Here is a 24,841-nt window from a genome sequence, read left to right on the forward strand (position 1 = left end):
TCAAAAGATACTCACGGCCATGGACTACCGCCAGATCCAGTACTTCGTCGTGCTCTACGAGGAGGGCTCCGTCACCCGTGCGGCCCACCGGCTGAACATCGTGCAGCCGGCGCTGAGCATGCAGGTCGCGCGGCTGGAGGAGGAGCTGGCGCGGCAGCTGTTCGTGCGCAGCAATCGCGGCATGATCCCCACGACGCACGCGACGCAGATGTACGGTCGCTTCCTCCCGATCCTTGCCGAGTTCGAGCGGGCGCGCGCGGAGCTGCTGGAGACGGGCGGGGCGCTGTCGGGGCATGCGCGCATCGGCTTGCCGGCGAGCATCGCGCAGGACGTGCTGCCCGCGGCGATGGTGGAGTTCTCGCAGCGGTTTCCCGGCGTGACCGTTTCGGTCACCGAGGCTTACAGCGAGGTTCTGGTGCAAGGCGTGACGAGCGGACAGCTGGACGCCGCCATCGTCAACAAGCCGCGTCGACTGACGCTGCAGGCCGCCCCGGTCCTGGACGAGGAGTTCGTGCTCGCCACGGGTCCGCGGCATGCGCGGGTGCCGGCCAAGGTCACGCTACGCGAAGCGAGTCGCCTCAAGCTCGTGCTGCCCACCCGGCAGCACGGCCTGCGCGCAGCGCTGGAGGGTTTCGCCGACGCGGCCGGCCTGCACCTGGAATGCGTCATGGAGATCGACTCCCTGCCGGCCATTGCCCAGGTCGTCGAACAAGGCGAACTCGCCACCCTGCTGCCCCGCACCGCGCTGCGCAGCCGGCTCGCCGATGGTCGCCTGCGCGCCCATCGTTTGGTGCGGCCGGCGCTCGTGCGTCATCTCGTGGCCGTGTCGCATCCGCGCCGTCCCGTGCCGCCGCCCGCGGCCAGCCTGCTGGAAGTGCTGGTGCGGCATCTTCGGGCCAAGGACGGGTGAACAGGCGGTCGGATGGCGGTTCGGCGGCCACCGCCTGTGGTCAGTTGCTCGCCGACGGCTTCGGCGGGCGCAAGGTACTCGCCGCCGCGCGGCGGCTTCGCGCCTTCGCACTTCCCGCAGCTTCCGCGGATTTGCGCGTGGCCGATGTCCTCGACGCCTTCGCCGCCTTCGATGGCTCGCGATCCTTCAGCGTTTCGGGAGGGGGCGCGCGAGGGACCAGGCCCTCGAGGAAGACAGCGGAAAACAGCGCCGCGATCTCCTTCGCCGAGAGCCGTCCTTGCGGATTCATCCACCGATGCGTCCAGTTGAGTGCCCCGAGAATTCCGTACATGAGCACCTTCGCATCTCCGTCGGGCCGGAACGATCCATCGGCGATGCCCTCCTGCAGGATCTCGACCACGCATTTCTCGTACAGCTTGCCGAACTTGAAGAGATCCTTGTCCTGCTCTTTGTCGACCGCCATCCCTTCCTGGATGTACACGAACTGGTTGGGGTAGTTGTCCGAGTACGAGTTCAGCAGCGCTTCGATCACCCTGCGCAGCTTCTCCGGGGGCGTGGCCTCGCTCTTGCGGATGGCGAGCGCTCCCTTGGCCACGCCTTCGACCGCCTCGCGCACGGCCTCGAGCAGAAGCTCCTTCTTGCTGGCGACGTAGTAGTAGATGGTTGCGCGGTCGGTACCGAGCTCCTCGGCGATGTCGTTGAAGCTGGTGGACGCATAGCCCTTGCGGCGGAAAAGCCGGGCCGCCGCCTCCACGATCTCGCGCCTGCGGCTGCTGTACGCCTGCGCATCCTGCTGCATCGCCGCCGCGCGGCGCCGCCCGATGTTGCTGGTCATGGCTCGTGAATACTCTGAAATGGCTGCCGGCGAAACCGCGCCGAATCGCGGATCATCGCACGGTATCGCGGGTGCGCGCGGCGCGCTCGTTCGACAGCCCGAGCAGCGCGGCCTTGACCTGCATCGCCAGGTACTTCGAGTAGGGCCGGCACTGCTGCAGGCTGCCGCCCATCAGCCAGAAGCCCGGCTGCCCCGTGGGCCGCCACATCGCGCGGACCTCGCCTTCCTCGTCCAACCCCCAGGCCGGACCCACGCGGTCGGCGACCGCGTCGCCGAAGACGAGTCGCACCGATTCCGACATGTTCTTGTATCCGGCGGCGACCACGATCGCGTCGAAATCCGCCGCGGTGCCGTCGGCGAAGCGCACGGTCTTGCCGTCGAGCGCCGCCACCGAGCCGTGCTTCACCTGCACCTGTCCCCCGACGATGAGCCGCGAACAGCCCGAGTCGATGTAGTAGCCGCCCCCATAGCGGTGGTACTTCATCAGGAAGCCGCTGCCGTCCTCGCCGAAGTCGAGCGAGAAGCCCGCACGTGCGAGGCCGTCGAGCAGTTCCTTGTCCATCTCGGCGATGCGTTTCGTGAGCTGCTTGTGGAATTCGGTGAGCAGGGGAAACGGCATCGAGTTCGTCACGAAATCGGCATCCTCCACGGGCGGACCGCCATCGGCGTAGATCGAGTACGCGCGCGCCGCGCCGGGTTCCACGCTCACGACGCAGGTGGAGGAGCGCTGCAGCATCGTCACACGCGCGCCGCGGCCGTGCAGGTTCTGCGCCACGTCGTGGCCGCTGCTGCCGCTGCCGATGACGAGCACCTTCGCGCCCTCTGCAGGAAAGCCGGTGCCGTAGTCCTCGGCGTGCAGGAGGATACCACCGTAGTGTTCCGCGCCGGGGAGTTGAGGCCGGTTCGGCACGCCGAAAACGCCGGTGGCCTGGATCACGTGCTTCGGGTGGATGACCTGCACCTGGCCATCCGCGTGGGAGAGTTCGACGGTCCAGTGGCCGGCCGCATCGTCGCGCGTGGCGGAGACCACGCGCGTTCCCATCGAGACGTTCAGCCGAAGGGCGCTCGCATAGATCTCGAGCCAGTCGGCCATCTCGTCTTTCGAGAGATAGGCGGGCCAGGACGACGGGAACGGAAGATACGGCAGATGGTTCGCGCCGATCTGGTTGTGCAGCAGCAGCGACTGGTAGCGGTTGCGCCAGTTGTCGCCCAGGCGCTTTTCCTTGTCGACGACGAGCGTACGGATGTCCATCTGCTGCAGGCGCGCGGCCACCGAAAGCCCGGCCTGGCCCGCGCCCAGCACGAGGACTTCGGGGTCGGCGAAGGCGTCGGGTGCGCCCTCGACAGGCGCCGCGTCCTTGCCGAAGGTGCTGCGCCGCCGGTTCGCGCCCGCGAGTTCCTCGTGCCCGTGGATGTCCTCGAGGCTCGTGAACAGGGTCCAGCCGTTCCAGCGCGTGTCGGCGCCGGAGGGCCGAAGCAGCCTCAGGTGCCCGCGGCAGCGTCCGAGCTGCGTGGTGAAGGTGAAGAAGGCCTCGACCGATTCGCCATAGCCCTTGCGGTCGAAGACGGAGACGCTCTCATCCTCCAGGCGGACCTCGCCTGCCGTGTGGCCGCGCAGCGCGTCGCGCCACGCGGCCACGATGCGGTCGCGTCCCGCGTGCGTGCGGAAGTCCCACTGCAGCGCGAGCATGTCCCGCCACCAGCTGTCGGCATGGAACAGCGCGCCGATCGCGACGGCATCCCCGTTCGCGAGGTGCCGGCCGAATGACGCGAGCCACTCGCGCGCCCGCTCGCGCCCCTGCGCCACGCGTTCGGCGCGATCGGCCGCTTTCGCCGCCGTCACGTCGGAAGGCGGCAGGGGAGGCGTGAGTGTGGTCGCCGCAGGGACAGACATGGCATTGCACCTTGCTTTTCGATTCGAACCAAGCCGCAAGATTGGCAGCACGGACGCACTCTGTCAACACCTATGTTGATAACGTCCCGGGCGACGGTGCCTGGGCAATGGCGCCCGAGGCGAGCAGGCGCTCCAGCTCGGCGCCGTCGAAGCCCCAGGCGCGCAGCGCGTCCAGCGTCTGCGCACCGGGCACGGGTGGCGGGCGCCGAACGGACGAGGGCGTGCGGCTGAAGCGCGGCGCGGGCACGGGCTGCAGCACTCCGTCCACCTCGACGAAGCCATTGCGCCCGGCGAGATGCGGATGTCGCGCCGCCTCCTGCAGGTCGAGCACCGGCGCGAAACACGCGTCGCGCCCTTCCATGACGGCGCACCACTCGTCGCGCGTTTTCGCCCGGAAGATCGCCGCGAACTTCTCGCGCAGGCCGGGCCAGGTGCCGCGGTCCATCTGGTCGGGAACCTGTGCCGGGTCGAGCCCCATCGCGGCGAGCAGTTCGTCGTAGAACTTGCGCTCCACGGGCGCGACCGACACGTACTTTCCGTCCTTCGTCTCGTACACCGCGTACCAGGGCGCGCCGCCGTCGAAATAGTTCGATTCGCGCTCGAAGGTCCAGCGGCCGCTCGCCACATACGCGAAGTAGTGCGTCATCATGGATTCGATGCCGTCGACCATCGCCGCATCCACGACCTGTCCTCGCCCGGAGCCGCGGGCTTCGAGCAGCGCGGCCAGCACGCCCAGTGCCAGGTAGACACCGCCGCCCGCATAGTCGCCCAGCAGGTTGAGGGGAATGGACGGCGGCCCGGCGCGCGGCCCCATCATCGCAAGCGCGCCGGTGATCGCGAGGTAGTTGAGGTCGTGCCCGACGCTCTGCGCGAGCGGCCCGTCCTGCCCCCAGCCGGTCGCGCGTCCGATCACCAGTTTCGGGTTGCGCTGCCAGCAGGCGTCGGGGCCGAGCCCGAGCCGCTCCAGCACGCCCGGTCGAAACCCTTCGAGCATCGCGTCGGCGCCGTCGATGAGCCGCATGACGACGCCGCGGCCCTGCTCCGATTTCAGGTCCACCGCGATCGACGGGCGGCTGCGGGTAGTGGGGTCGAAGCGCGGCTCCTTCTTGACGCCCAACCCCGAAGGCACGAGGCGATCGACGGTCACGAGCTCGGCGCCCATGTCGGCCAGGAGCATGCCGGCGAACGGGACGGGGCCGACGGCAGCGAGTTCAACGATGCGGATGCCCGAGAGAACACCCTTGGCGGAAGCAGGCACGCGATTTTCCCTTCGAGGTCGAAAGATGACTGTTTATCGCATTCGCCGCCCTCAGTCAACATCGTTGTTGACTCGACCTGCGTGAGAGGCTAGCATCGTTGCGCGTCCTCACTGGAGTGTGATCATGCTCGACCGATATGCGAGGTACAAGACGCTCGCCTTCGACACGCCCGCCGAACGCGTGCTGCGCATCCGCATCAACCGCCCCGAGCGGCTGAACGCGTTCACGCCCGAGACGCACACGGAGCTCACCCAGGTCTGGCGCGACGTCGATGCCGACCCCGGCGTGCGCGCCGTCATCATCGGGGGTGCGGGCAAGGCGTTCTCCGTCGGCGGCGAGTTCGATTTCGTCGAAGCGATCATCGACGACTTCGAGATGCGCGCCCACGCATGGCGCGAGGCACGCGAGCTCGTCTACAACATCGTCAACTGCAGCAAGCCTATCGTGTCCGCGATGCAGGGCGCGGTCGCGGGCGGGGGTTTGTCCGTCGGGCTGCTGGCCGATATCTCCATCGCTGCGAAGTCGGCCCGCCTCGTCGATGCGCACACGCGGCTCGGAGTGTGCGCGGGCGACCACGCCGTGATCCTCTGGCCACTCCTGTGCGGCCTCGCACGATCCAAATACTACCTGCTGCTTTGCGAGCAGCTCACCGGCGAAACCGCCGCGGAGATCGGCCTGGTCTCCCTGTGCGTCGACGACGACAAGCTGGAGGAAGCGGCCCTGGGCATCGCCGTGCGGCTGGCCAAGGGCGCACCGCTCGCGATCCAGACCACGAAGTACGCGCTGAACAACTGGCTGCGAATGGCCGGGCCGTCCTTCGACGCCTCGACCGCGCTTCAGTTCTTCACGTTCGCAGGACCGGAACCGAAGGAAGGCCTCGCCTCGCACCGCGAGAAGCGGCCCCCCGCATTCTGAACAAAGGCCCTGTGGCCGCATCGACCGTTCCCTGGAGACACCCCATGATCGACGACCAAGACGTCTGGCACCCGAGTCCGGACCAGATCGCCAACGCCTGCATCACCGAGCTCATGGCCCGCACCGGCTCGGCAACGTTCGAGGACTACTACCGTTTCTCCATCGAGCACCCGGGCCGCTATTGGAAGGAAGTGCTCGACTACTGCGGCGTGGTCTGGTCGAAACCCTACGAGGCCTACTCGGACTTCAGCGCAGGCCGCGAGTTTCCCCGTTGGTTCACCGGCGGCCGCCTGAACTGGACCGACACGATCTTCCGCTGGGCCAGGGATCCGCGATGGGCCGACCGCCCCGCCGTGATCGCCGAGGACGAAGCGGGAGAAGTCACTCGTCTCACCTACGCCGAACTGCACGAGAAGGTTCGCGCGTTCGCGGCAGGGCTGCAGAAGCTCGGACTCGCGCGCGGCGACCGCGTGGCCTACCTGATGGAGCCGGGCCTCGAGGCGGTCGTCACGATGATCGCCATCTCGTACATGGGCGCCGTGGTGATGCCGCTGTTCAGCGGCTTCGGGGTGGAGCCTATCGTGGCACGACTCGCCGCCTGCGACGCGCGCGCGCTCGTGATGACCTCCGGCTTCATGCGGCGAGGCAAGCGCAACGACACGCTGCAGACCGCGCTGGAGGCGCAGGCGAGGCATCCCGTCGAGCTCTTCATCCTGAAGCTGTCGCCAGGAGAATCCCTGCCCGCCGGAGCGATCGACTGGGCGGCGGTCGCGACCGATCCCGGACCCGACCGCGGCGCGCTGCCGATGGACACGCAGGAGCCGGTGATGGTGTTCTTCACCTCCGGCACCACCGGCAAGCCGAAGGGCACCGTGCATTCCCACGGCGGCTTCCCTTTGAAAGTGCTGCACGACGGCGTGGTGAACTTCGACATCCGGGCGGGCGACGTGTTCTTCTGGCCCGCCGACATGGGCTGGGTCGCGGGCGCGCTCATCATCACGGCGACGCTGATGCGCGGCGCCACGATGCTGTGCTACAGCGGCGCACCCGAATACCCGGACTGGTCCCGCATGGCGCGCCTCATCGAGCGGCATCGCGTCACGCACTTCGGAACCGCGCCCACCATGATCCGCGGCTTCGCGGCGAACCCCGAGGCCGCCACGGACGGCGACCTCTCGTCCGTGCGGTTGATGATCACCGGGGGCGAGGTGATCGATCCGGAGCACTTCGCCTGGCATGCACGCCGCTTCGGCCGCGGCGTCGCGCCGCTCATCAACTTCTCGGGCGGCACGGAGGCGTCCGCGGGGCTCGTGTCGAGCGTGATGCTCAAGCCCATCCCGCCGGGCGGATTCAACAGCGCCTGCCCCGGGGTGGAGGTCGATGTGGTGGACCTGGAAGGCCGCGCCATCGTCGACGAGGTCGGCGAACTCGTGGTGCGCGCGCCCTTCGTCGGCATGACGCATTCGTTCTGGAAGGACGACGAGCGCTATCTCGATACCTACTGGCGGACCCTGCCGGGCATCTGGGTGCATGGGGACCTCGCGATGCGCAACGCGCAGGGCGAGTTCTTCCTGCGCGGACGCTCCGACGACACGCTCAAGCTCGCCGGCAAGCGGGTGGGGCCGGCCGAGATCGAAAACGTGCTGATGGAGCTCGACGGTGTCGTGGAGTGCGCGGCGATCGGGGTCGACGATCCCGCCAAGGGGCAGTTGCTCGTCGTCTTCGTGATCGCGGGCGGCGCGGCGAAGGCGAAACCCGACTTCGCCTTCGACGTGAGCCGCTTCGCGCAGGAGCGGCTCGGGCGGGCGCTGCGTCCCGCGCGCGTGCACGTGGTGAGCGAGTTGCCCAAGACGCGCACGGCCAAGATCATGCGGCGGGTGCTGCGCGGGGTGTACTGCGGCCTGCCCACGGGCGATTTGTCGTCGCTCGACAACCCGACTTCGCTCGACGTGATCCGCCAGGCGGCGAGCGGGGCGGACGCGTCCGCCTGAGCGAGCAACGTCGCCGAAGACGTTGCGTCAACACATGTGTTGACGTATACTGTCGCCTCGGTCGCGCCACAGGAGACGAGCAATGCCAGGATGGAATTTCGCGGACATCTTCAAGGTGGTCGCCGAAGAGATTCCCGATCGCCCGGCCCTGGTGCACGGGCCGCGCACCCTCACCTGGCGCGAGATCGACGCGCGCACCGGAGCCCTCGCGCGGCACCTCGCGGCCGCGGGCCTTCCGCGCCAGGCCAAGGTCGCGCAGTACCTCTACAACACGCCCGAGTACCTGGAGTCGCTGCTCGCCTGCTTCCGTGGGTCTTTCGTCCCCCTCAACACCAATTACCGCTACGGTCCAGACGAGCTCGTCTATCTCTGGGACAACGGCGACGTCGAGTGCGTCGTCTTCCACGGCTGCTTCGTGCCGACCATCGAACAGTTGCGCGCACGCGTACCGCGCATCCGCCACTGGCTGTGGGTGGACGACGGCCACGGGCCCTGCCCCGCCTGGGCCACGCCCTACGAGACGGCCGCGCGCGACGCGCAGGCGCCGCCCGTTCCGTGGCAGCCCGACGGCGACGACCTGATCCTCGTCTACACGGGCGGCACCACGGGCATGCCCAAGGGCGTGATGTGGCGGCAGGACGACCTCTTCATGCGCCTGAACACCGAGCGCGGCGACGACTATCCGGACACGCCCGACCTCGACTTCGTTCGCCGGGGCGTCGGCCGCAACGGTCGCGCGCACCTCTCGGCCGCGCCCCTGATGCACGGCGCGGGCCTGCTCACGTGCTTTCTCGTGCTGGCCCGCGGCGGCTTCATCTCGCACCTGGAAAAGCGCAGCTTCGACCCCGTGGACCTGCTGGACACGGTTCAGCGCGACCGCGTCGCGAGCCTCATGTGGGTGGGCGACGCGTTCGCGCGCCCCGTGCTCGCCGCCCTCGACGCACAGCCGGCGCGCTGGGACCTTTCCTCGCTGCGCACCATCATGTCCAGCGGCGTCGTCTTCAGCGCGGAGGTGAAGCAGGCGCTGCTGCGTCATCTGCCGCGCGTGACCATCAGCGACATCTTCGGCTCCACCGAGTCCATGTCCCTCGGCCGCAACGTGACCACGGGCGGCGAGGCGCCCGCCACCGCGACGGCGACGTTCAAGGCGAAGGCCGACACGCGCGTGGTCGACGAGAACGGCACCGACGTGGTCCCGGGCTCGGGCGTTGCCGGCCTGCTCGCCATCGGCGGGCGGCAGGCGCTCGGCTACTACGGCGACACGGTCAAGACGGCGACGGTCTTCCGCATGCTCGACGGCAAGCGCTTCGTCATTCCCGGCGACTGGGCCACGGTCGATGCGGACGGCACGGTGCAACTGCTCGGCCGCGGCTCGGGCTGCATCAACACGGGCGGCGAGAAAGTGTTCCCCGAGGAAGTGGAGACCGTGCTCAAGGAACACCCGGACCTCTACGACGCGGTCGTCGTCGGCATCCCCGACCTGCGCTTCGGCCAGGCCGTGGTCGCGATCGTGGAGCCGAATCCCGACGCGCGCGTGGACGGCGACGAGCTCGTGCGCTTCGTCAAGTCGCGCATGGCGGCTTACAAGGCGCCGAAGCACGTGCTCGTGAAGCCGATCGACCGCGGGCCCAACGCGAAACCCGACCTCAAGGCGCTGCAGGCATGGGCCGCGGCGCGCGTCTGCGACCCGACTCCCGAGACCACGAAATGAATTCAGAGCTCTGCAAGCGGTTCGGCATCGAATTCCCGCTGTTCGCCTTCTCGCACTGCCGCGACGTGGTGGTGGAGGTATCCAAGGCCGGGGGCATGGGCGTCTTCGGCGCGGTGGACGTGCGCTCGCCCGAAGCGCTCGAGTCCGAGCTGAAATGGATCGACGACCATATCGACGGCAGGCCCTACGGCGTCGACTTCATCATGCCGGCCAAGTTCGAGGGCAAGGGCACCGGCGAGACGGTGGCCGACGCGGCCTCGCGCATCCCGGCCGGACACAAGGCGTTCGCGCGCGAAGTTCTCGCGAAGCACGGCATCGACGTTTCCGACCTCACCGACGACCGCTTCGAGCGGGGTTCCAAGATCACGCGCAACATCCGCGAAGGTGGCTCGCAGAGCCTGCTCGACGTGACCTTCAGCCATCCGATCGCGATGGTCGCGAACGCGCTCGGCCCGCCGCCGCCGGCGATGCTCGAGCGTGCGCGCGCGGCGGGTGTCGCCGTCGGCGCGCTCGTGGGCTCGCCCGAGCACGCGATCCGGCAGGCGCAGGTCGGCGTCGACGTCATCATCGCCGCCGGTACGGAGGCGGGTGGCCACTGCGGCGAGGTTGGCACCATCGTTCTCGTTCCGGAAGTGCTCGAGGCATTGCGCCGTATCGGCAGCACGACGCCCGTGCTAGCGGCCGGCGGCATCGTCACCGGCCGGCAGATGGCGGCCTGCATGGCAATGGGCGCCGCGGGCGCTTGGACCGGATCCGTGTGGCTCACGACCTCGGAGGCAGAGACCTCGCCCGTGGTGAAGGAAAAGATGCTCGCCGCGACCTCCGCGGGCACCATCCGCTCGCGCTCGCGCACCGGCAAGTTCTGCCGCCAGCTGCGCTCGTCCTGGACGGATGCGTGGGAGCAGGAAGACGCGCCGCGTCCGCTGCCGATGCCGCTGCAGTCGATGGTGTCGGATACCTCGATGAGCAAGGTCCTCAAGCTCGCCAACGGCGGTCACGCCGGCGCGAAGGAGCTGGCCAGCTACTTCGTGGGCCAGGGCGTGGGGCTCATGAACGCGACGCAGAGCACGAAGGCGGTGGTCATGGAATTCATGAGCGACTACCTGCTGGCCGTCGAGCGCCTGCACGGAACGCTCGACGCGTAGCGGACGGCGGCTTGGACCTCGGCTACAGTCCGGCGCACGAAGCATTCCGCGCGGAGGTGCGCGCCTTCCTCACCGAACACGCCGGCGGCTATCCGCCGCCCTTCGGCGTGAACCGGCCCACGCCCGAGGCCCGCGCCTGGCAGGCGCTGCTCATCGAGCGCGGCTACGCGGCGCGCTCCATTCCGCGCGAATACGGCGGCTTCGGCGCCGAGCCGGACATCCTGAAGTCGCACATCGTCGCCGAGGAGTTCGCCCGCGCGCGCGCGCCGTGGGGACTGGTGAACCAGGGCATCTCGATGCTGGTGCCCACGCTGCTCGAACTCGGGACCGAAGAACAGAAACTTCGCTGGGTCGCACCGACCCTGCGCGGAGAGGTCATCTGGTGCCAGGGCTACTCCGAACCCGGCGCCGGCTCGGACCTCGCGTCGCTCAAAACGAGCGCGACCGAGGACGGGGACGACTTCGTCATCAACGGACAGAAGATCTGGACCACGACCGCGCACGCGGCCGACATGATGTTCGCGCTGGTGCGCACCGAGCGCGACGCGCCGAACAAGTACCTCGGCCTCAGCTACCTGCTGCTGTCGATGCGCACGCCCGGCCTCGAAGTGCGTCCCCTGAAGACGATGACGGGCGCCTCGGAGTTCAACGAGGTCTTCTTCACCGACGTGCGCGTGCCCAAGTCGCAGGTCGTCGGCGAACGCGGCCAGGGCTGGGCGGTGTCGAACGCGACGCTCAAGCACGAGCGCGGCATGCTGGGCGACCCGAACGCCTCGATGTCGCGCATGAACTCCATCCTCGAGCTGATGCAGACCGAAACCCTCGACGGCGTGCGCGCCATCGACCTGCCGGCCTTGCGCCAGCGCGCGATGCGGCTGCAGGGCCGCGTGATGGCGATGCAGTACCACGGCATGCGCCTGCTCACGGCTTCGGCCCAGGGGCGCGATGCGGGCATTGCGCGGCTCGTGGTCAAGCTGCAGGCGACCGAGCTCAACTACCAGCTCTCGGCCCTTGCCGTGGACGTGATGGGCGAGATGGGGCTGCTGGTCGCGGGCAGCGCCGAAGCCCGCGCGCACGGCGCCTGGCCGCGCCGCAACATGTTCGACATCGGCATGATCATCGGCGGCGGCACGGCGCAAATCCAGAAGAACATCATTGCGGAGCGCGGGCTCGGCATGCCGCGCGAGCCGAAGACCCGCGAAGGCCGGTCTGCATGAGTAGGGGGCCGACGTGGATTTCAGCCTGAGCGCGCAGCAACGCGAACTGCAGGACTCGCTGGAGAAGTCGCTCGCGGCGATCAGCCCGATTTCGCGGGTGCGGCGGCATGCGGACGAACGCGGCGTCTTCGCGGACGACGTGTGGCAGGGGCTCGCCGACCTGGGCGTCTGCGGCCTGCTCGTGGGCGAGGAGTTCGGTGGCCTGGGGCTGGGACTGCTCGACGCCGCGCTTGTGGCCGAGATGCTCGGGCGGCACGTCGTGCCCGCGCCCTTCGCTGGAGCCATCGTCGCTGCGCCGCTCGCCGTCGCGGCCGCCGGGAGCGACGCGCAGCGGCATGACTTGCTGCCGCGCATCGCCGCCGGGACGCTGCGCATCGGCGTTGCGTTGTCGGAGCCTCTGGCGGGTGCGCGTGCGAATGCGGGTGTGCGTTGCCGCGATGGCCGCCTCGAAGGACGTGCCCTCTTCGCGATCGATTGCGCGGACGCGGGTACCCTCCTCGTGGCCGACGATTCGAACGGACTCCACCTCGTGGATCGCGCAGCGGCCGGACTCGTCGTCACGCCGCTCGATACCGTGGACACCACACGCTCCACCGCGCGGCTCGAATTCGATGGCGTGCCGAGCGCCCCGCTGCCCGGCGCGACGGCCGCCACGCTGCAGCGCCTGGGCGACGCGCTGCGCGTCACGCTGGCGGCGGACCTGCTCGGCGCGTCCTGGAAGATGATCGAGCAGGCCGTGGACTACGCGAAGGTGCGCGAACAGTTCGGCCGGCCCATCGGGTCGTTCCAGTCGGTGAAGCACTTGTGCGCGGACATGGTGGCGGAAATCGAACCGGCCCGCGCACTCGTCTGGTATGCCGCGCATGCGCTGGACGAAATTCGGCCGGACGCGTCGCTCGCCGCGACGCATGCGAAGGCATATCTCTCGGAAGGCGCGCGCTTCGTGGCGCGCGCGGCGACCGAAGTACACGGCGGCATCGGCATCACCGACGCGCTGGGCCTGCACTACTGGTTCAAGCGGATCGCCTGGGACTACCAGGCATTCGGTGCGCCCGAGCGTCTGCGCGAGCACGCCGCGGCGTTGCAAGGTCTCGCCTAGGCGGAGAGTCCCGCATCCGTCCTTCACTTCCCCGTGAAGTTCGGCTTGCGCTTCTCCATGAACGCACGCGACCCTTCGCGCGCGTCCTCCGACCGGAGCACGACCTTGATGCACTGATCCTCGACGCCGAAGGCCTCTTCGAGCGGACGACCCGAGGCGCCGAGCATCGCTTCCTTCGCCTTGCGCATCGCCAGCGGCGAGTTCTGCGCCATCTTCGCCGCCAGTTCCTTCGCGGTGGCAAGCACCTGGTCCGCAGGGACCACGCGGTTCACGAGACCGATTCGCAAGGCCTCGATCGCGGAAATCTGATCGCCGACGAGGATGATTTCGGAGGCCGCCGCCCAGCCGAGCTGACGTGACGTGCGCGCCACGCCGCCGGCCGCGGCGATGAGTCCGCGCTTCACCTCCGACAGCCCCATCGTCGTGCTGTCGGCCACGATGCGCAGGTCGCATGCAAGCGCCAGCTCCATGCCGCCGGCCACCACTGTCCCGCGCGCGGCGAGGATGACGGGCGTGGTGAAGTCGGTGCGCCGCAGCATCGCGCGATTGAGAATCTTCGGCTCGGCGAGCATCGCCTCGTCCCACTCGTCTTCCGCGCCACGGGCGCGCGTGAGAAGCGGCGTGAGCCGCCCCAGGTCCGCGCCGGCGCAGAACGTGCGCTCGCCGTTGCCGGAGAGGATCGCGACGCGCACCGACGGGTCGGCCTGGATCTCGTCCCAGCAGCGCGCGAGCCGCACGATCATCTCCGGATTGAGCGCGTTCATCTTCGCGGGCCGGTTGAGCGTCACGAGCGCGACGCCGTCCTCGACCGAGAAGAGCACCGGTGCTTCCGGGGTGTCGCTCATGATGCGTCCGCCTCGGCCCAGAAGATCGCGAAGCCGTCGGATTTGGCTTCGGTCACCACGCGCACCGGCATGCCGATGCGCACTTCGTCCGGCTTCAGGCCGCGCGCGGTGGCGACCACGCGCGGACCCTCGTCGAACTCCACCACGAGCGACACGTAAGGCAGGTGCTCTTTCCACGCCGGCTCCACGCTCATGTGGGACACGGTGTACGAATACACCTTGCCCTTGCCGCTCACCGGAGCGAAGGTGAAGGCGCCCGACGAGCAGCGCGGGCAGTAGTAGCGCGGCGGGTGGGTGAAGCTGCCGCAGGCATCGCAGCGCTGCAGGCAGGGGCCGCCGGCCTTCACGATCGCCTGAAAGAGGTCCAGGTCCAGCTCGTCCGGCTTCGGGATCATCACATGGGGAGAGGTGCTCACGACGTGCTCCTGGCAAGGATGGCGATGCTCGCGTCGCCCAGGTCGCCGTAGCCCGTCACCAGGCCCAGCTCGCAGTCCTTCACCTGCGCGGCGCCGGCTTCGTGGCGCAGCTGCCGCGTGGCTTCGACGATGTGGTTCATGCCCCAGCAATGCCCCTGCGACATCATGCCGCCGTGCGTGTTGATGGGATAGCGGCCGCCCAGCTGGATGTTGCCGTCCTTCACGAAGTCGGCGGCGCCCCCGCGCGGCGCGAAGCCGAGCGCTTCCAGCTCCAGCAGCACCACGTGCGTGAAGCAGTCGTAGATCTGCAGGAAGTGCATGTCGGTGGGCTTCACGCCCGCCATCGCGAAGGCGCGGGGTGCCGCGCGATCGAGCCCGAGGTCGAGCACGTCCTTGCGGTTGATCAGTTCGTCGGGCCGGTCGGGATGCCCCTCCGCGCCGCCGAGCACGATCACCGGCGTGTGCGGCAGGTCGCGCGCCCGATCCGCGCGCGTGACGATCACCGCGGCCGCGCAATCGGTCTCCACGCAGCAATCGAGCTTGCGCAGCGGCTCGCTGATGTAGGGTGAGGCGAGGTACTCCTCCATCGTCAACGGACGGTCGCGCATCAGCGCCTTGTCGTTGAGTTGCGCGTGCGCGCGGCAGGCGAGCGCCACGGCACCGGGAGCTTCCGGCGGCACGCCATATTCCTTGACGTAGCGCTGGAGGTAGAGCGAGTACCACCACGCCGCCGAGCGCAGGCCATAAGGCGCGTAGTAGTTCTTCACCACATCGAAGAACGCGGCGGAGAAACGGCGGCGGTTGGGCCGCGCATCGGGCCTCGGCCGCAGCGCCGAATAGCCGTTCCAGCCGATGGGAACCAGCACGACGTTCGCCATGCCCGTTGCCACCGCCATCGACGCATTGATGAGCGCGGCCGTGGGACTCGCGCCGCCCATCTGCGGACAGGCGGTGTAGCGCACGTCCGGCACGCCCAGGTGCGCCGCGATCTCGTCCCAGGCGACGAAGCCGGGCGGCGGGATGATGCCGTCGACATCGGAGGGCTCGAGCCCGGCGTCCTGGATGGCGGACATGCTCGCCGAGAGGATCATCTGCAGGATCGACTGGTCGGTGCCGCGCAAATACTCCGTCTCGCCGATGCCGGCGATGGCCGCCTTGCCGGAAATGCTGAGCGTGCTCACGCGACGTCCTTCAGCAGTTCGAAGGAGAAGTCCGTGATGCGCCCCTTCGGCTCGTCCACGAACTTGACCTTCACGCGCGGCAGCGCATTGAGCCGTGCCGCGGCCCTGTCGATGTCGCTCAGGTCCTCGCCATGCACGAGGTTGATGAGCGCGGTGTCGGCGCCGTCGAGCGTCACGTAGGCCATGACGATCGGCGGCGCGGGCAGGCCGGGGAAGGCCGTCGTGATGATGGTGAAGGTCTCCAGCGTGCCTTCGGGCCCGACCTCCTTCCACTCGGTCGTGCGTTCCATGCACGCGTCGCAGAACGAGCGCGCCGGCACGAGCAGCCGCTTGCAGGCGGGGCAGCGCGAGCCCATGATCCGGCGGTTCTCCACAAGTTCGCGGAAGAAGCGCGTCGCGGCTTCGCCCGCGAAATAGGTGTAGTCGAAACCCCAGCGACCGTTGATCGTGATCAGGTCATGTGCACTCACGTCGTGACTCCTCAGGAAGTTGGATGGCGGCCGAGGACGCACACCGTTGAAAACTGCGTCGCGCCGCCCTGGCCCGTGGCGACCGCGCGTTCGACGTTCTCGACCTGGCGCTCGCCTGCGGTGCCGCGCACCTGCAGCGCCGCCTCCGCGATGCGGATCATGGCGGTGGCGCTCACCGGGTTGGCCCCCTGCGGACCGCCGGACGGATTGAAGACGGGCAGCGACTTGTCGACAAGCTGCTGCTCGACGAAGGCAGGGCCGCCTTCCGACGTGCAGAACCCGAGCGCGGGGTAGGCCATCGCTTCGGCGCTCGAGAACGCCGAATACAGTTCGGCGACGCGGATCTGCTTCAGCGGGTCGGTGATGCCCGCTTCCCTGTAGGCCTTCTGCGCGGACAGGCGCAGCGACAGCAGGTCCACCAGCGTCGCCTCCGGGCGGCGGATGCGGTCGCCCATGGCGTAGCTGTCAGAGGTGGATGCATAGCCCTGCACCCACACCGGCCGCTTCTTGCCGACCGAGCGTTCGCCATCGACGAGCACCATCGCGCAGGCGCCTTCGGACATCGGGCAGGCCTCCATGCGGTGGATCGGCCACGCGAGCAGCGGCGACTGCATCACTTCTTCCGGCGTCACCGCGCGGCGGAAATGCGCAAGCGGATTATTGGCCGCATGCCGGTAGTTGCGCGCCGCGATCTCCGCCCAGTGGCGGTCCGTGTAGCCGTACAGGCGCATCAGCATCGATGCGCGCAACGCGGCCATCGTGATCGTCGTGAGGGGGAAGTCCTTCTCGTAGATCGGATCGAAGATGGTGTTGAACACCTGCTGCGAGGTCGTGGCCTGGCCCATGCGCTCCAGCGCGAAGACGAGCACGGCCTTCGCGCGGCCGGCGCGGATGTACGACGCGCCCGCGAAGACCGTGGACGAGCCGGTCACGCCACCCGTGTTGATGCGCATGAAGGGCTGTCCCGTGCCCATGACGCCGGTTCGCTCGACGGACGCTTCGCCGGCAAGCGCGTCGGGCGCGACGCCCGCCATCACCACGTCGATGTCGCTCATCTGCATGCCGGCGTCGTCCAGCGCCTCCTTGCAGGCGGCCCAGATCAGTTCGCGCGAACTCTTGTCGGCGTGGCTGCGGCGGTACGGCGTCTGGCCGATTCCGACGATGGCGACGGGCTTCATGCGGCCTCCAGGACGATGGCCGTGTGCGTCTGCGCGGCCACGAGCGACGAACCGACGGCGAGCGCACGCCGCACGCCGGGCTGCTGGATCGCGCCGGCGCGGCCCTGGATCTGCAACGTCGCCTCGACGATGCGCGCGAGCCCCATGGTCGGTGCGCAATAGCCTGCAGCGCTTCCGCCGGAGGCGTTGACACGCTTGTCGTGGGCCAGCACTGCGAGGCCCTGGCCTTCCGGCGCGAGTCCGACCGCTTCGAGCAGGATCGCTTCGTCCATCAGCGTGAGGCCGTCGACCTCGAAGAGATCGAGCTCGGACGGCGAAAGGCCGGCCTCCCGCAGCGCACCCTCGGCAGCCTTGCGTGCGCTCGTCATGCGCGCGAGATCGCGATCCCCGATCGCGTAGGGTTCGGACGCCTGGCCCATGCCCTTCACGCGCACCGGCCCGGACTTCGACGACAGCACGACCGCCACGGCGATATCGGCCCAGACGGGAAGGTCTTCCCGGGTGAGCGGATACGTGCCCGCGACCGGCCTCGTGGGGCCTCGGACCGCACGCGGATTGGCTGCCGCGGCGTCGCGCCTGCGCGTTGCCGCACGTGCATGGTCGTCGCGGCGCCCGCCGGCTTGCGCCCAGGCCTGAGCGCGCAGCGCGGACACCTGCAGCTCGTCGAGCCCCAGCGGGCCCTGGAACAGCGGATCGAACAGCTTGCGCGACACGGCGTCGACGTCGTGCTCGCTTGCACGTCCCCATGCGGCGACGATCGAGCGCGTGCATTCGCCCGCCTCGATGCGCACGACGGCCGCGGCGAACGCGGCGGCGCCGTCGTCGCCGTAGCGGATCTCGTCGCGCAGGTAGGCGCCGGCGGCAGGCGCGGTGACCATGCTGGAGAGCGAGCGGCCGTCGACGAGATCGTGCGCGGCGAGCACCACGGACTCGATCCCGCGGATGCCGTCGGGCGTCTCGTCGATGGCCCGCTTCACGGTGCGGAAGATGAGCTCGGAGAGATTGAGCGTCTCGTCGCGCCACCCGATGTCGAGTGCCGCCGATTCGATGAAAACTGGGGGTCGTTCGTCGGCCAAGCGGCGCTCCTCACGGTCGGTTGAAGCAGTGCATGGACGGCATCTTGCCGCCAAATCGGAGCGTAGTCAACACGTATGTTGACTTGAATCGACGATCCCGATAAGGTCGAGCCATGGCCATCGAATTCAGCGTGCTCGCGGAGGGTCTCCGGTTTCCCGAAGGCCCCGTGGCACTTGCCGACGGCAGCGTGCTCGTCGTCGAAATGCATCGCCGGACGTTGACGCGCGTTTCGCCGGACGGCGGCATCGAAGTGGTGGCGCAACTGAGCGGCGGGCCCAACGGCGCCGCGCTCGGCCCCGATGGACGCTGCTACGTTTGCAACAACGGCGGTTTCGACTTCGCGCAGATCGGCGATGCGCTCGTGCCGGGACTCGCGCCGCGCGACTACGCAGGCGGCTGGATCGAAGCGGTGGACCTCGCAACCGGCGTATCGACCGTGCTCTACCGGGAATGCAGGGGCGTGCCGCTGCGCGGCCCGAACGATCTGGTCTTCGACGGCTCGGGCGGCATGTGGTTCACCGATTTCGGCAAGGCAGCCCATCGCCGCCGCGACCAGGGCGCGGTGTACTACGCACGCGCGGACGGCTCGTTCATCCGCCAGGCCGTGTTTCCGCTCGAGGGACCCAACGGCATCGGCCTGTCGCCGGACGGGCGCACGCTGTACGTGTCCGAGTCGTGGTCCGGCCGCATCTGGGCGTACGACGTGGTCGCGCCGGGGCAACTCGCCCCGTTCAGCGGCTCGATGCCTTGGGAGCGCGGCCGCATGCTCTTTTCCTTCAGCCGCTATTCGATGCCGGACTCGATGGCGATCGAGGCGAACGGCAACATCTGCGTCGGCGACATTCCGCACGGCGGCATCTCCGTCATCACGCCCGAAGGCAAGCTTCTCGAGAGCCACCCGATGCCCGACGCGTTCACCACCAACATCTGCTTCGGCGGCCCCGACCTGCGGACCGCCTTCGTCACGCTGTCCTCCACCGGCAGGCTGGTCCGCACGCGCTGGCCGCGCCCCGGCCTCGCGTCGAACCTTCAGGCGTCCTTCGCCCGCTCCTCGTAGCGGGCCGTCGCGCTCGTCCACACGGCGGCGCTCGACGGATCGAGCACCTCGCCGATGCGGTCGCGGATCATCTCCGGCGTGAGCGACGGGTCCGTGAATCCGTCGTTGTAGGTGAGCGCGATGCGGCACACCTTACCGCCGGAGACCGCCAGCGTCTCGCCGTTGACCGCGCAATCCTCGTGCGCCAGATACAACACGCCCGGCGACGCCAGTTCGGGCTTCATGATCCGGTCCAGGCGCTCCCGCAGGTCCGGCGCCAGTGCGGACGCATGCAGCATGCGCGTGGCGGCCTGGGGCGCCACGGCGTTCACGCGGATGCCGTGCTCGATGGCCTCGAGCGCCAGGCTGCGCGTGAAGGCGAAGACCCCGCCCTTGGCCGGACCGTACTCCGCGAGCCCGGGCAGCCCGAAAATGCCGCCGCTGATGGTGTTCACGATCCGCCCGTATTTCTGCGCAACCATGTGCGGCCAAGCCGCCTTGCACACGAGGAACGAACCGATGACGTGCACCGCGAGGTGCCGCTGCAGCCCTTCGAGCGTGACCTCGGCGAAGGGCTTCATGTTCAGCACGCCGGCGTTGTTCACCACCGCATCGAGCCGGCCGAACGTGCGGATCGCGGTGTCGACCAGATCCTTCGCGCCTTCGGGCGACGCGATCGACGCATGGTGCGCGACCGCCTTGCCGCCGGCCTGCCGGATCTCCGCGACGACCTCGTCCGCGGGCTGGCTGCTCGGCGCGGCATCGCCGAGGAGATTGGTGCCGAGGTCGTTCACGACGACCGCCGCGCCACGCCGCGCGAAAGCGAGCGCGTATTCGCGTCCCAGCCCGCGGCCCGCGCCGGTGATCACCACAACCCGGTTCGCGAAACTCAATTCAGCCATCGGTGTTCTCCTCGTGTTCAGGCCGTCCAAGCGGCGCTCACGTCCCGCCCGTCGACATGCAGCAGCCCGCCGTGCATCACCGTGACGGAGACGAATCCGTCGACGATGGCGCCCGCGTCGGTGTCGTCGGGGTCTTGCATGCCGGCACGCCGCTGTCGATGCAGCGAGCCGTCCGCATCGTGGTCGAGCTCGATGCGCATGCGACGCAGCACGTCGCCATCGCCCGGCGCATCGTCGTCGTGCAGCACGATCGCCACCAGGCTGTGCGGCGAGAGTCGCGTCTGGCGAACGCCGGCCAGCCGATCGCTGGGCAGGTCGGGCACGTTGACGTTCAGCGCCACGCCCGGACCCATGGCGTCCAGCAGGCCGTGCAGGTGGCGCGCGCAGAATTCGCCCGCCGAGCGGTAGCCGAAGCGCGCGCGCTTCTCGGTGCTCAGCGCAATCGCCGGCACGCCCTTCGATGCGGCGGTGACGGCCGCGCCCAAGGTGCCCGAGTGCAGCACGAGCGGGCCGAGGTTGAAGCCGGCATTGGGGCCGGTGACCACGACGTCCGGCGGGGTCCCGAACATACCCTGCAGCGCGGCGAGCACGATGAAGGCCGGCGGACTGTCGACCGAGCAGGTCGTGAGCTCCTCCACGCCGGGCAGGTGCACCATGTCGACGCGGATGCGATGCGCCTCGGACACGCTCCCGATGGACGCGCCGCAGCCGCTGTGCGCCTCGGTCGGCGCGGCCACCACCACGTCGTGCCCGGCGTCGGCGAGACACCGGGCAAGGATCGGCAGGCCCGGGGCTTGGATACCGTCGTCGTTGGTGATGAGGATCCGCAAGCGGCGACCCCGTGGCGACGATTCAGCTTTCATGGATCGCGATGAAGGAAGCCAGCGGACGAACGTCGCCGGGAAAGCGCTCGAGCTTCAGCGGGAGGTACCAGGACCGGTCGAAGGCGGTAATCTCGGCCGACCGGCGCACGACGATGCGCTCGACGCGCGCGAGCGCATCGGCATCCTCCACCTCGAGCAGCAGGCGCGACAGGCGCGTCATGAGCCTCTGCGTCTGCACGCGCAGGGCGCCGATGGCCGCGCCGGGCTTCGCCAGCAGGTCCCGGGCCGCAGCCACGCCGGCTTCGAGGTCCGCGAGCTGCGGCGCGGCTTTGCCAAGTGCTTCCGCGCACTCGCTCGCTACGCCGGCGTAGAACTCCAGCTCGTAGCGCGCACGCGCATACAGATGCTCCACGCGCTGGCGCGAGAACGCCAGGTAGCGCGACACCATCTTCAGCTCCTGGATCGCGAGCGGATCGTCCGCGGGGATCGCCGGCAGCACCACGTCGTCGAGCGTCTTGACGATGCCGCGCAGCGCGTTGGTCGTGACGTCGGTCATCGGATCACCTCGCTCATCATTTCCTGCAGACGCGCGCTGGCCATCGCCGCCTCGGCCTTCAGGATCACCATCAGCGCGTCCTGGTGGTTCTTGCCCGAACGCACGACGCGGAAGCAGCTGCCCAGCGTCGACACGAGCGCCTGGTAGCAGTTGAGCACCGAATACCACTGCAGGCGCGCGGGATCGATCGTGAGCCCCGACATTTCCTGGTACTGCGAATGGAATTCTTCCTCCGTGAGCAGGCCGCAGATGTAGAAGCCGCGGCCGTCCTCGCGCGGGTCGCCGAACATCGCCTGCGTGATCCATGCGAGGTCGCGGTGGCGGTCGCCGAGATGGCCCCGCTCCCAGTCCAGCCAGGTCGTGATCTGGCCGCTCGCCTCGTCGAAGAGGAAGTTGCCGCTGCGGTAATCGCCGTGGATCACGCTCACGTGGTCCATCACGGGCAGGTTGCGCTGGAGCCAGTTGACCGCGACGTCCATCAGCGGGAAGTCCTCGGCCCGGTCTTCTTCCCACACGCGCCGCGCGCGATTCAGCTGCATCCGGGCCGCTTCCGTCGTGCCGGTGGAAGGCGGCTCCATCGTGGTGAAGCGGCCTTCGGCAATCGGAAAGGCATGGATGCGCGCGAGGTGCTCGACGAACTGCGGTCCCAGCTTGGCACGCAGCGCCGGGCCGAAGTGGATGCCCAGGCCGCTCACGGCGCCGGACGACGTGGTCTTCGGCTTCGTCACGCCCTCCGCGAACGCATAGATCAGCGCCGGCTCGGGAAACCAGCGCGCCTGGTCGTCGACGAAGAAGACTTCGGGCACGGGGATGCGGCCCGCGAAGGCGCGCAGCAGTTCGGCCTCGCGCAGGCGGCTCGTCGCGTTGTGCGACTCGGCCGGATCCATTCGCACGACCATGCGGTCGTGGCGCTTGCGTCCGTCCTTCTCCCAGTCGATCTCGAACAGGATCTGCAGCTTGGACGCGCCGCCGGCGAGCCAGCGGGGTTCGGTGATCGTGAACGGCCGGTCGAGGTTCGCTTCGAAGAAGGACTGGATCCAGCCCTGCATCTCCGACAGGCGCGGCACGTGGTAATCGGCGGTCTGCGACGCGCGCCGCTCCAGCTTGCGCACGAGCAGTTCGTCGGTCTCGCGCTCGGTGGGGTACTTGCGCCGCATCTCGTCGATGAACGAGCGCGACGGCGCGTCGAGGTAGGCGTAGTCGTGGTCCGCCATGACGCGCTCCTACGTCTTCGCGGCCGGCGCCGGTCCGCCCGCGCGGTAGCGGCCGAGCGCGGACATGCGCTCGGCGAGGTAGTCGAGCCCGAAGCAGTCGGCGCTTTCGCCGTAGCCCACGCGCCCGTTCACCTCGTAGCGGAAGAGTGTCTGGAACACCGCCTGGCATGGATTGATGGTGTACTGCGGATGACCGGCGATCGCGGTGCCGCGCATCTCGTGCACCTTGCCGCGCACGTCCACGGCGCGGATGTAGTTGCTGACGGCGATCATGTCGATGCGCGTCGCCTTGAGCTCGGCGCTCACGAGGCCATAGGTCTCGCCGCCGTCGACGACGTAGCCGAAGCGCAACTTGTCGTAGTGCACTTCGCCGTTGCGCAGGTCGAGGTGGAACACGGTGTGCAGCCCGTAGTCGGGCCCGAACGCGGCCGCCGTCCAGCCCATCGCGCGTATGCCTTCCTCCTTGCGGGGGCCCCAGCTGTGATCGGCGCCGTCGTAGCTGTCGATCTTGTAGCGCTTGCCGCGCAGCACGAGCTCGCCCTTCACATGGCCCAGCACGTCGTAGTGGCCATTGAGCCACTGGTCGCCGAGGCCCGAGAAGGTCGCGTCGCCGAGCAGCGGGTTCTGCTTGGGATCGTGGCAGTCGAAAGGCTCGCCGACGGCAGTGAAGTCGAACTCGAAGCTGCAATTGCCGCCGTTGTGCTTGTACTCGTAGTGCAGCTCGTAGGGCGGGCGCACCGCCTCCACCGACAGGCCGTTGCGCATCGTGAACTTCCGGAACGACGGCGGGCACGGCAGGTGCATGTGCGGGTCGTGGAAGTCCATCTCGTAGGGAAAGCGCGAGAAGCCCTTCTGGATCGTGATGTCCGAGATCACCGCGCCGACGTTGGGGCGCGCGAGCACGTAGACGTTGCCGAACAGCTGTTCCTCGGGCACCGAGAAGCTGATGAAGCGCGTTTCGGCCCAGTCGTAGTCCTTGGGGTCGCGCTCGTGGAATTCCGCATCCTCTTCCTTGACCATGTCGTCTCCGTGGGGTCGATGTGCGACCGTGGTGTGTGACCGCCTGCCGGCGGGGCCTGGCAGCCGTCTCGGCCACCCTGGTCTGCAACGTTACGCCGTGGATGCCAATAAGTCAACATACCTGTTGACTAGCGACGAACTCGCCTGCATCATGCGCATCGTTGCCTCATCGACATAGGAAATCCATGGCCCTCGCTCCCGTGGTCGAAGCGGTCCTGCAGACCGCCGTGGCAGGCGTGATGGCCGGCACCCTCTACGGACTCATGGCCTGCGGCGTCGGGCTGATCTTCGGCGTCATGCGCGTGGTGAACTTCGCGCAGGGCGAATTCCTCATGCTCGGCATGTACGGCGCCGTGTTCACCGCCGCGCTGCTGGCGCCGCTCGGATGGTTCGGCGTCACGACCGGGGCCTACCTGGCCGTGCTGCTCACCGGGCCACCGGTCTTCGTGCTCGGCCTGCTGATCCACCGCGTCGTGCTCTCGCGGGCCACCGGCCTGCGCGCGGCCGGCAGCGAGGGCGAGGGGCACTATGCGCAGATGATCCTCACGCTGGGCATCTCGCTCATCCTGCAGAACCTGGCGCTCGCCTGGTTCACCGCGGTGCCGCGCCAGAACCGCACGCCGATCTCCGACAGCGCATGGAGCGTGGAGCCCATCCCCGGCATGGATGCGGCGGTGTTCATCAACCAGGGCCAGGCCGTGTCCTGCCTGGTCGCGGTTGCGCTGGTGGCGGCGATATATCTCGCCTTCTCGCGCACGCCGCTCGGCAAGTCGCTGCGCGCCGCCGCGGACAACCCGGTGGCGGCCACCTACGTCGGCATACGCGTCGAACGCGCGCACCGCATCGCGTTCGGCTTCGGCGTGGCGATCACCGCCGTCGCGGGCGGGCTCGTCGCCATCTACTACCCCTTCCAGCCCTACGTCGGCGTGCAGTTCCTCATCATCATGTACGCGGCCGTCGTGCTCGGCGGGCTCGGCTCCATCCTCGGCGCGTTCTGGGGCGGCATGATCATCGGCGTCGTGCAGCAGATCTCGGCGCTCTTCATGCCGATCGAGCTGCAGAGCGCCGCGATCTTCATCGTACTGGTCGTCACGCTGTTCGTGAAGCCGGACGGCATCTTCGGCACCAACGTGGACCGGGTCTGAG

At 68.8% G+C, this 24,841-nt stretch carries 23 protein-coding genes; 9 read left to right on the plus strand and 14 right to left on the minus strand.

The window, feature by feature from the left end:
* Positions 1-19: 19 nt before the first annotated feature.
* The gene (locus AB7E83_RS16440) at positions 20-910 is read left to right on the plus strand and encodes a LysR family transcriptional regulator (RefSeq protein WP_428571326.1); all 891 of its coding nucleotides are present in this window, start codon (positions 20-22) and stop codon (positions 908-910) included.
* Positions 911-950: 40 nt separating this feature from the next.
* Here the strand turns inward: AB7E83_RS16440 and AB7E83_RS16445 are convergent, their stop codons facing one another.
* The 3 genes from AB7E83_RS16445 to AB7E83_RS16455 form a co-directional block, all read right to left on the minus strand.
* Positions 951-1,745 carry a TetR/AcrR family transcriptional regulator gene (locus AB7E83_RS16445; RefSeq protein ID WP_428571328.1) on the minus strand — a complete coding sequence of 265 codons (795 nt, stop codon included), beginning with the start codon at positions 1,743-1,745 and terminating at the stop codon, positions 951-953.
* Positions 1,746-1,797: 52 nt separating this feature from the next.
* Positions 1,798-3,639: a flavin-containing monooxygenase gene (locus AB7E83_RS16450; protein ID WP_428571330.1), complete on the minus strand. Its 1,842-nt coding sequence runs from the start codon at positions 3,637-3,639 to the stop codon at positions 1,798-1,800.
* Positions 3,640-3,709: 70 nt separating this feature from the next.
* Positions 3,710-4,897, minus strand: a complete 1,188-nt coding sequence (locus AB7E83_RS16455; RefSeq protein WP_428571332.1) for a CaiB/BaiF CoA transferase family protein — start codon at positions 4,895-4,897, stop codon at positions 3,710-3,712.
* Positions 4,898-5,021: 124 nt separating this feature from the next.
* On the opposite strand from AB7E83_RS16455, the gene AB7E83_RS16460 reads away from it, so the two are divergent.
* The 6 genes from AB7E83_RS16460 (at position 5,022) to AB7E83_RS16485 (ending at position 12,976) form a co-directional block, all read left to right on the plus strand.
* Positions 5,022-5,813 carry an enoyl-CoA hydratase/isomerase family protein gene (locus AB7E83_RS16460; RefSeq protein WP_428571334.1) on the plus strand — a complete coding sequence of 264 codons (792 nt, stop codon included), beginning with the start codon at positions 5,022-5,024 and terminating at the stop codon, positions 5,811-5,813.
* A gap of 44 nt (positions 5,814-5,857) precedes the next feature.
* Positions 5,858-7,804, plus strand: coding sequence for an AMP-binding protein (locus AB7E83_RS16465; RefSeq protein ID WP_428571336.1), 1,947 nt, complete (start codon positions 5,858-5,860; stop codon positions 7,802-7,804).
* 82 nt (positions 7,805-7,886) lie between these two features.
* Positions 7,887-9,515: an AMP-binding protein gene (locus AB7E83_RS16470; RefSeq protein WP_428571338.1), complete on the plus strand. Its 1,629-nt coding sequence runs from the start codon at positions 7,887-7,889 to the stop codon at positions 9,513-9,515.
* Positions 9,512-10,660 (plus strand): nitronate monooxygenase, encoded by a 1,149-nt coding sequence (locus tag AB7E83_RS16475; protein WP_428571340.1) that lies wholly within the window; start codon positions 9,512-9,514, stop codon positions 10,658-10,660. Before AB7E83_RS16470 ends, AB7E83_RS16475 begins: the two co-directional genes overlap by 4 nt.
* A gap of 11 nt (positions 10,661-10,671) precedes the next feature.
* Positions 10,672-11,877, plus strand: a complete 1,206-nt coding sequence (locus AB7E83_RS16480) for an acyl-CoA dehydrogenase family protein (RefSeq protein ID WP_428571342.1) — start codon at positions 10,672-10,674, stop codon at positions 11,875-11,877.
* Between the two features lie 13 nt (positions 11,878-11,890).
* A complete protein-coding gene (locus AB7E83_RS16485) occupies positions 11,891-12,976 on the plus strand; it encodes an acyl-CoA dehydrogenase family protein (RefSeq protein WP_428571344.1) in 1,086 nt (361 codons plus the stop codon).
* Positions 12,977-12,999: 23 nt separating this feature from the next.
* Here the strand turns inward: AB7E83_RS16485 and AB7E83_RS16490 are convergent, their stop codons facing one another.
* The 6 genes from AB7E83_RS16490 to AB7E83_RS16515 are packed head-to-tail and all read right to left on the minus strand — an operon-like array spanning position 13,000 to position 18,142.
* Positions 13,000-13,821: an enoyl-CoA hydratase/isomerase family protein gene (locus AB7E83_RS16490; RefSeq protein ID WP_428571346.1), complete on the minus strand. Its 822-nt coding sequence runs from the start codon at positions 13,819-13,821 to the stop codon at positions 13,000-13,002.
* Positions 13,818-14,237 (minus strand): Zn-ribbon domain-containing OB-fold protein, encoded by a 420-nt coding sequence (locus AB7E83_RS16495; RefSeq protein ID WP_428571348.1) that lies wholly within the window; start codon positions 14,235-14,237, stop codon positions 13,818-13,820. The genes AB7E83_RS16490 and AB7E83_RS16495 overlap by 4 nt, the downstream gene beginning before the upstream one ends.
* Positions 14,234-15,418 carry a thiolase C-terminal domain-containing protein gene (locus AB7E83_RS16500; RefSeq protein ID WP_428571350.1) on the minus strand — a complete coding sequence of 395 codons (1,185 nt, stop codon included), beginning with the start codon at positions 15,416-15,418 and terminating at the stop codon, positions 14,234-14,236. Before AB7E83_RS16500 ends, AB7E83_RS16495 begins: the two co-directional genes overlap by 4 nt.
* The gene (locus tag AB7E83_RS16505) at positions 15,415-15,888 is read right to left on the minus strand and encodes a Zn-ribbon domain-containing OB-fold protein (RefSeq protein WP_428571352.1); all 474 of its coding nucleotides are present in this window, start codon (positions 15,886-15,888) and stop codon (positions 15,415-15,417) included. Before AB7E83_RS16505 ends, AB7E83_RS16500 begins: the two co-directional genes overlap by 4 nt.
* An 11-nt stretch (positions 15,889-15,899) precedes the next feature.
* Positions 15,900-17,066 carry a thiolase family protein gene (locus tag AB7E83_RS16510; protein WP_428571354.1) on the minus strand — a complete coding sequence of 389 codons (1,167 nt, stop codon included), beginning with the start codon at positions 17,064-17,066 and terminating at the stop codon, positions 15,900-15,902.
* Positions 17,063-18,142, minus strand: coding sequence for a thiolase C-terminal domain-containing protein (locus tag AB7E83_RS16515; protein ID WP_428571356.1), 1,080 nt, complete (start codon positions 18,140-18,142; stop codon positions 17,063-17,065). Before AB7E83_RS16515 ends, AB7E83_RS16510 begins: the two co-directional genes overlap by 4 nt.
* A 113-nt stretch (positions 18,143-18,255) precedes the next feature.
* Between AB7E83_RS16515 and AB7E83_RS16520 the strand changes: the two genes are divergently transcribed.
* The gene (locus tag AB7E83_RS16520; RefSeq protein ID WP_428571357.1) at positions 18,256-19,200 is read left to right on the plus strand and encodes an SMP-30/gluconolactonase/LRE family protein; all 945 of its coding nucleotides are present in this window, start codon (positions 18,256-18,258) and stop codon (positions 19,198-19,200) included.
* Here AB7E83_RS16520 and AB7E83_RS16525 read toward each other — a convergent pair.
* Genes AB7E83_RS16525 through AB7E83_RS16545 form a run of 5 tightly spaced genes read right to left on the minus strand, consistent with a single transcriptional unit; the run spans position 19,173 to position 23,695 of the window.
* Positions 19,173-20,081, minus strand: coding sequence for an SDR family NAD(P)-dependent oxidoreductase (locus AB7E83_RS16525; protein ID WP_428571359.1), 909 nt, complete (start codon positions 20,079-20,081; stop codon positions 19,173-19,175). The two genes, AB7E83_RS16520 and AB7E83_RS16525, sit on opposite strands and share 28 nt — an antisense overlap.
* Before the next feature lie 17 nt (positions 20,082-20,098).
* Positions 20,099-20,911, minus strand: a complete 813-nt coding sequence (gene surE / locus AB7E83_RS16530; RefSeq protein WP_428571360.1) for a 5'/3'-nucleotidase SurE — start codon at positions 20,909-20,911, stop codon at positions 20,099-20,101.
* A gap of 22 nt (positions 20,912-20,933) precedes the next feature.
* Positions 20,934-21,461 carry a hypothetical protein gene (locus AB7E83_RS16535; RefSeq protein ID WP_428571362.1) on the minus strand — a complete coding sequence of 176 codons (528 nt, stop codon included), beginning with the start codon at positions 21,459-21,461 and terminating at the stop codon, positions 20,934-20,936.
* Complete coding sequence (locus AB7E83_RS16540; RefSeq protein ID WP_428571364.1) at positions 21,458-22,675, minus strand: phosphotransferase family protein; 1,218 nt, start codon at positions 22,673-22,675, stop codon at positions 21,458-21,460. Before AB7E83_RS16540 ends, AB7E83_RS16535 begins: the two co-directional genes overlap by 4 nt.
* 9 nt (positions 22,676-22,684) lie before the next feature.
* On the minus strand, positions 22,685-23,695 hold the full coding sequence (locus tag AB7E83_RS16545; RefSeq protein ID WP_428571365.1) for a DUF7064 domain-containing protein: 1,011 nt from the start codon (positions 23,693-23,695) through the stop codon (positions 22,685-22,687).
* Between the two features lie 185 nt (positions 23,696-23,880).
* Here AB7E83_RS16545 and AB7E83_RS16550 point away from each other — a divergent pair, with 185 nt between their 5' ends.
* Positions 23,881-24,840 (plus strand): branched-chain amino acid ABC transporter permease, encoded by a 960-nt coding sequence (locus AB7E83_RS16550; RefSeq protein WP_428571367.1) that lies wholly within the window; start codon positions 23,881-23,883, stop codon positions 24,838-24,840.
* The last annotated feature ends 1 nt before the right edge of the window (position 24,841 follow it).

The organism is Ramlibacter sp., assembly GCF_050250995.1.
Lineage (GTDB): Bacteria > Pseudomonadota > Gammaproteobacteria > Burkholderiales > Burkholderiaceae_C > Ramlibacter.

Excerpts from the sequence above, each read along its gene's own strand:
- AB7E83_RS16520 (WP_428571357.1), top strand. The coding sequence starts at position 18,256 with ATGGCCATCGAATTCAGCGTGCTCGCGGAGGGTCTCCGGTTTCCCGAA.
- AB7E83_RS16440 (WP_428571326.1), top strand. The coding sequence starts at position 20 with ATGGACTACCGCCAGATCCAGTACTTCGTCGTGCTCTACGAGGAGGGC.
- AB7E83_RS16460 (WP_428571334.1), top strand. The coding sequence starts at position 5,022 with ATGCTCGACCGATATGCGAGGTACAAGACGCTCGCCTTCGACACGCCC.
- AB7E83_RS16545 (WP_428571365.1), bottom strand. The coding sequence starts at position 23,695 with ATGGTCAAGGAAGAGGATGCGGAATTCCACGAGCGCGACCCCAAGGAC.
- AB7E83_RS16535 (WP_428571362.1), bottom strand. The coding sequence starts at position 21,461 with ATGACCGACGTCACGACCAACGCGCTGCGCGGCATCGTCAAGACGCTC.
- AB7E83_RS16525 (WP_428571359.1), bottom strand. The coding sequence starts at position 20,081 with ATGGCTGAATTGAGTTTCGCGAACCGGGTTGTGGTGATCACCGGCGCG.
- AB7E83_RS16445 (WP_428571328.1), bottom strand. The coding sequence starts at position 1,745 with ATGACCAGCAACATCGGGCGGCGCCGCGCGGCGGCGATGCAGCAGGAT.
- AB7E83_RS16510 (WP_428571354.1), bottom strand. The coding sequence starts at position 17,066 with ATGAAGCCCGTCGCCATCGTCGGAATCGGCCAGACGCCGTACCGCCGC.
- AB7E83_RS16465 (WP_428571336.1), top strand. The coding sequence starts at position 5,858 with ATGATCGACGACCAAGACGTCTGGCACCCGAGTCCGGACCAGATCGCC.
- AB7E83_RS16470 (WP_428571338.1), top strand. The coding sequence starts at position 7,887 with ATGCCAGGATGGAATTTCGCGGACATCTTCAAGGTGGTCGCCGAAGAG.
- AB7E83_RS16540 (WP_428571364.1), bottom strand. The coding sequence starts at position 22,675 with ATGGCGGACCACGACTACGCCTACCTCGACGCGCCGTCGCGCTCGTTC.
- AB7E83_RS16450 (WP_428571330.1), bottom strand. The coding sequence starts at position 3,639 with ATGTCTGTCCCTGCGGCGACCACACTCACGCCTCCCCTGCCGCCTTCC.
- AB7E83_RS16490 (WP_428571346.1), bottom strand. The coding sequence starts at position 13,821 with ATGAGCGACACCCCGGAAGCACCGGTGCTCTTCTCGGTCGAGGACGGC.
- AB7E83_RS16475 (WP_428571340.1), top strand. The coding sequence starts at position 9,512 with ATGAATTCAGAGCTCTGCAAGCGGTTCGGCATCGAATTCCCGCTGTTC.
- AB7E83_RS16550 (WP_428571367.1), top strand. The coding sequence starts at position 23,881 with ATGGCCCTCGCTCCCGTGGTCGAAGCGGTCCTGCAGACCGCCGTGGCA.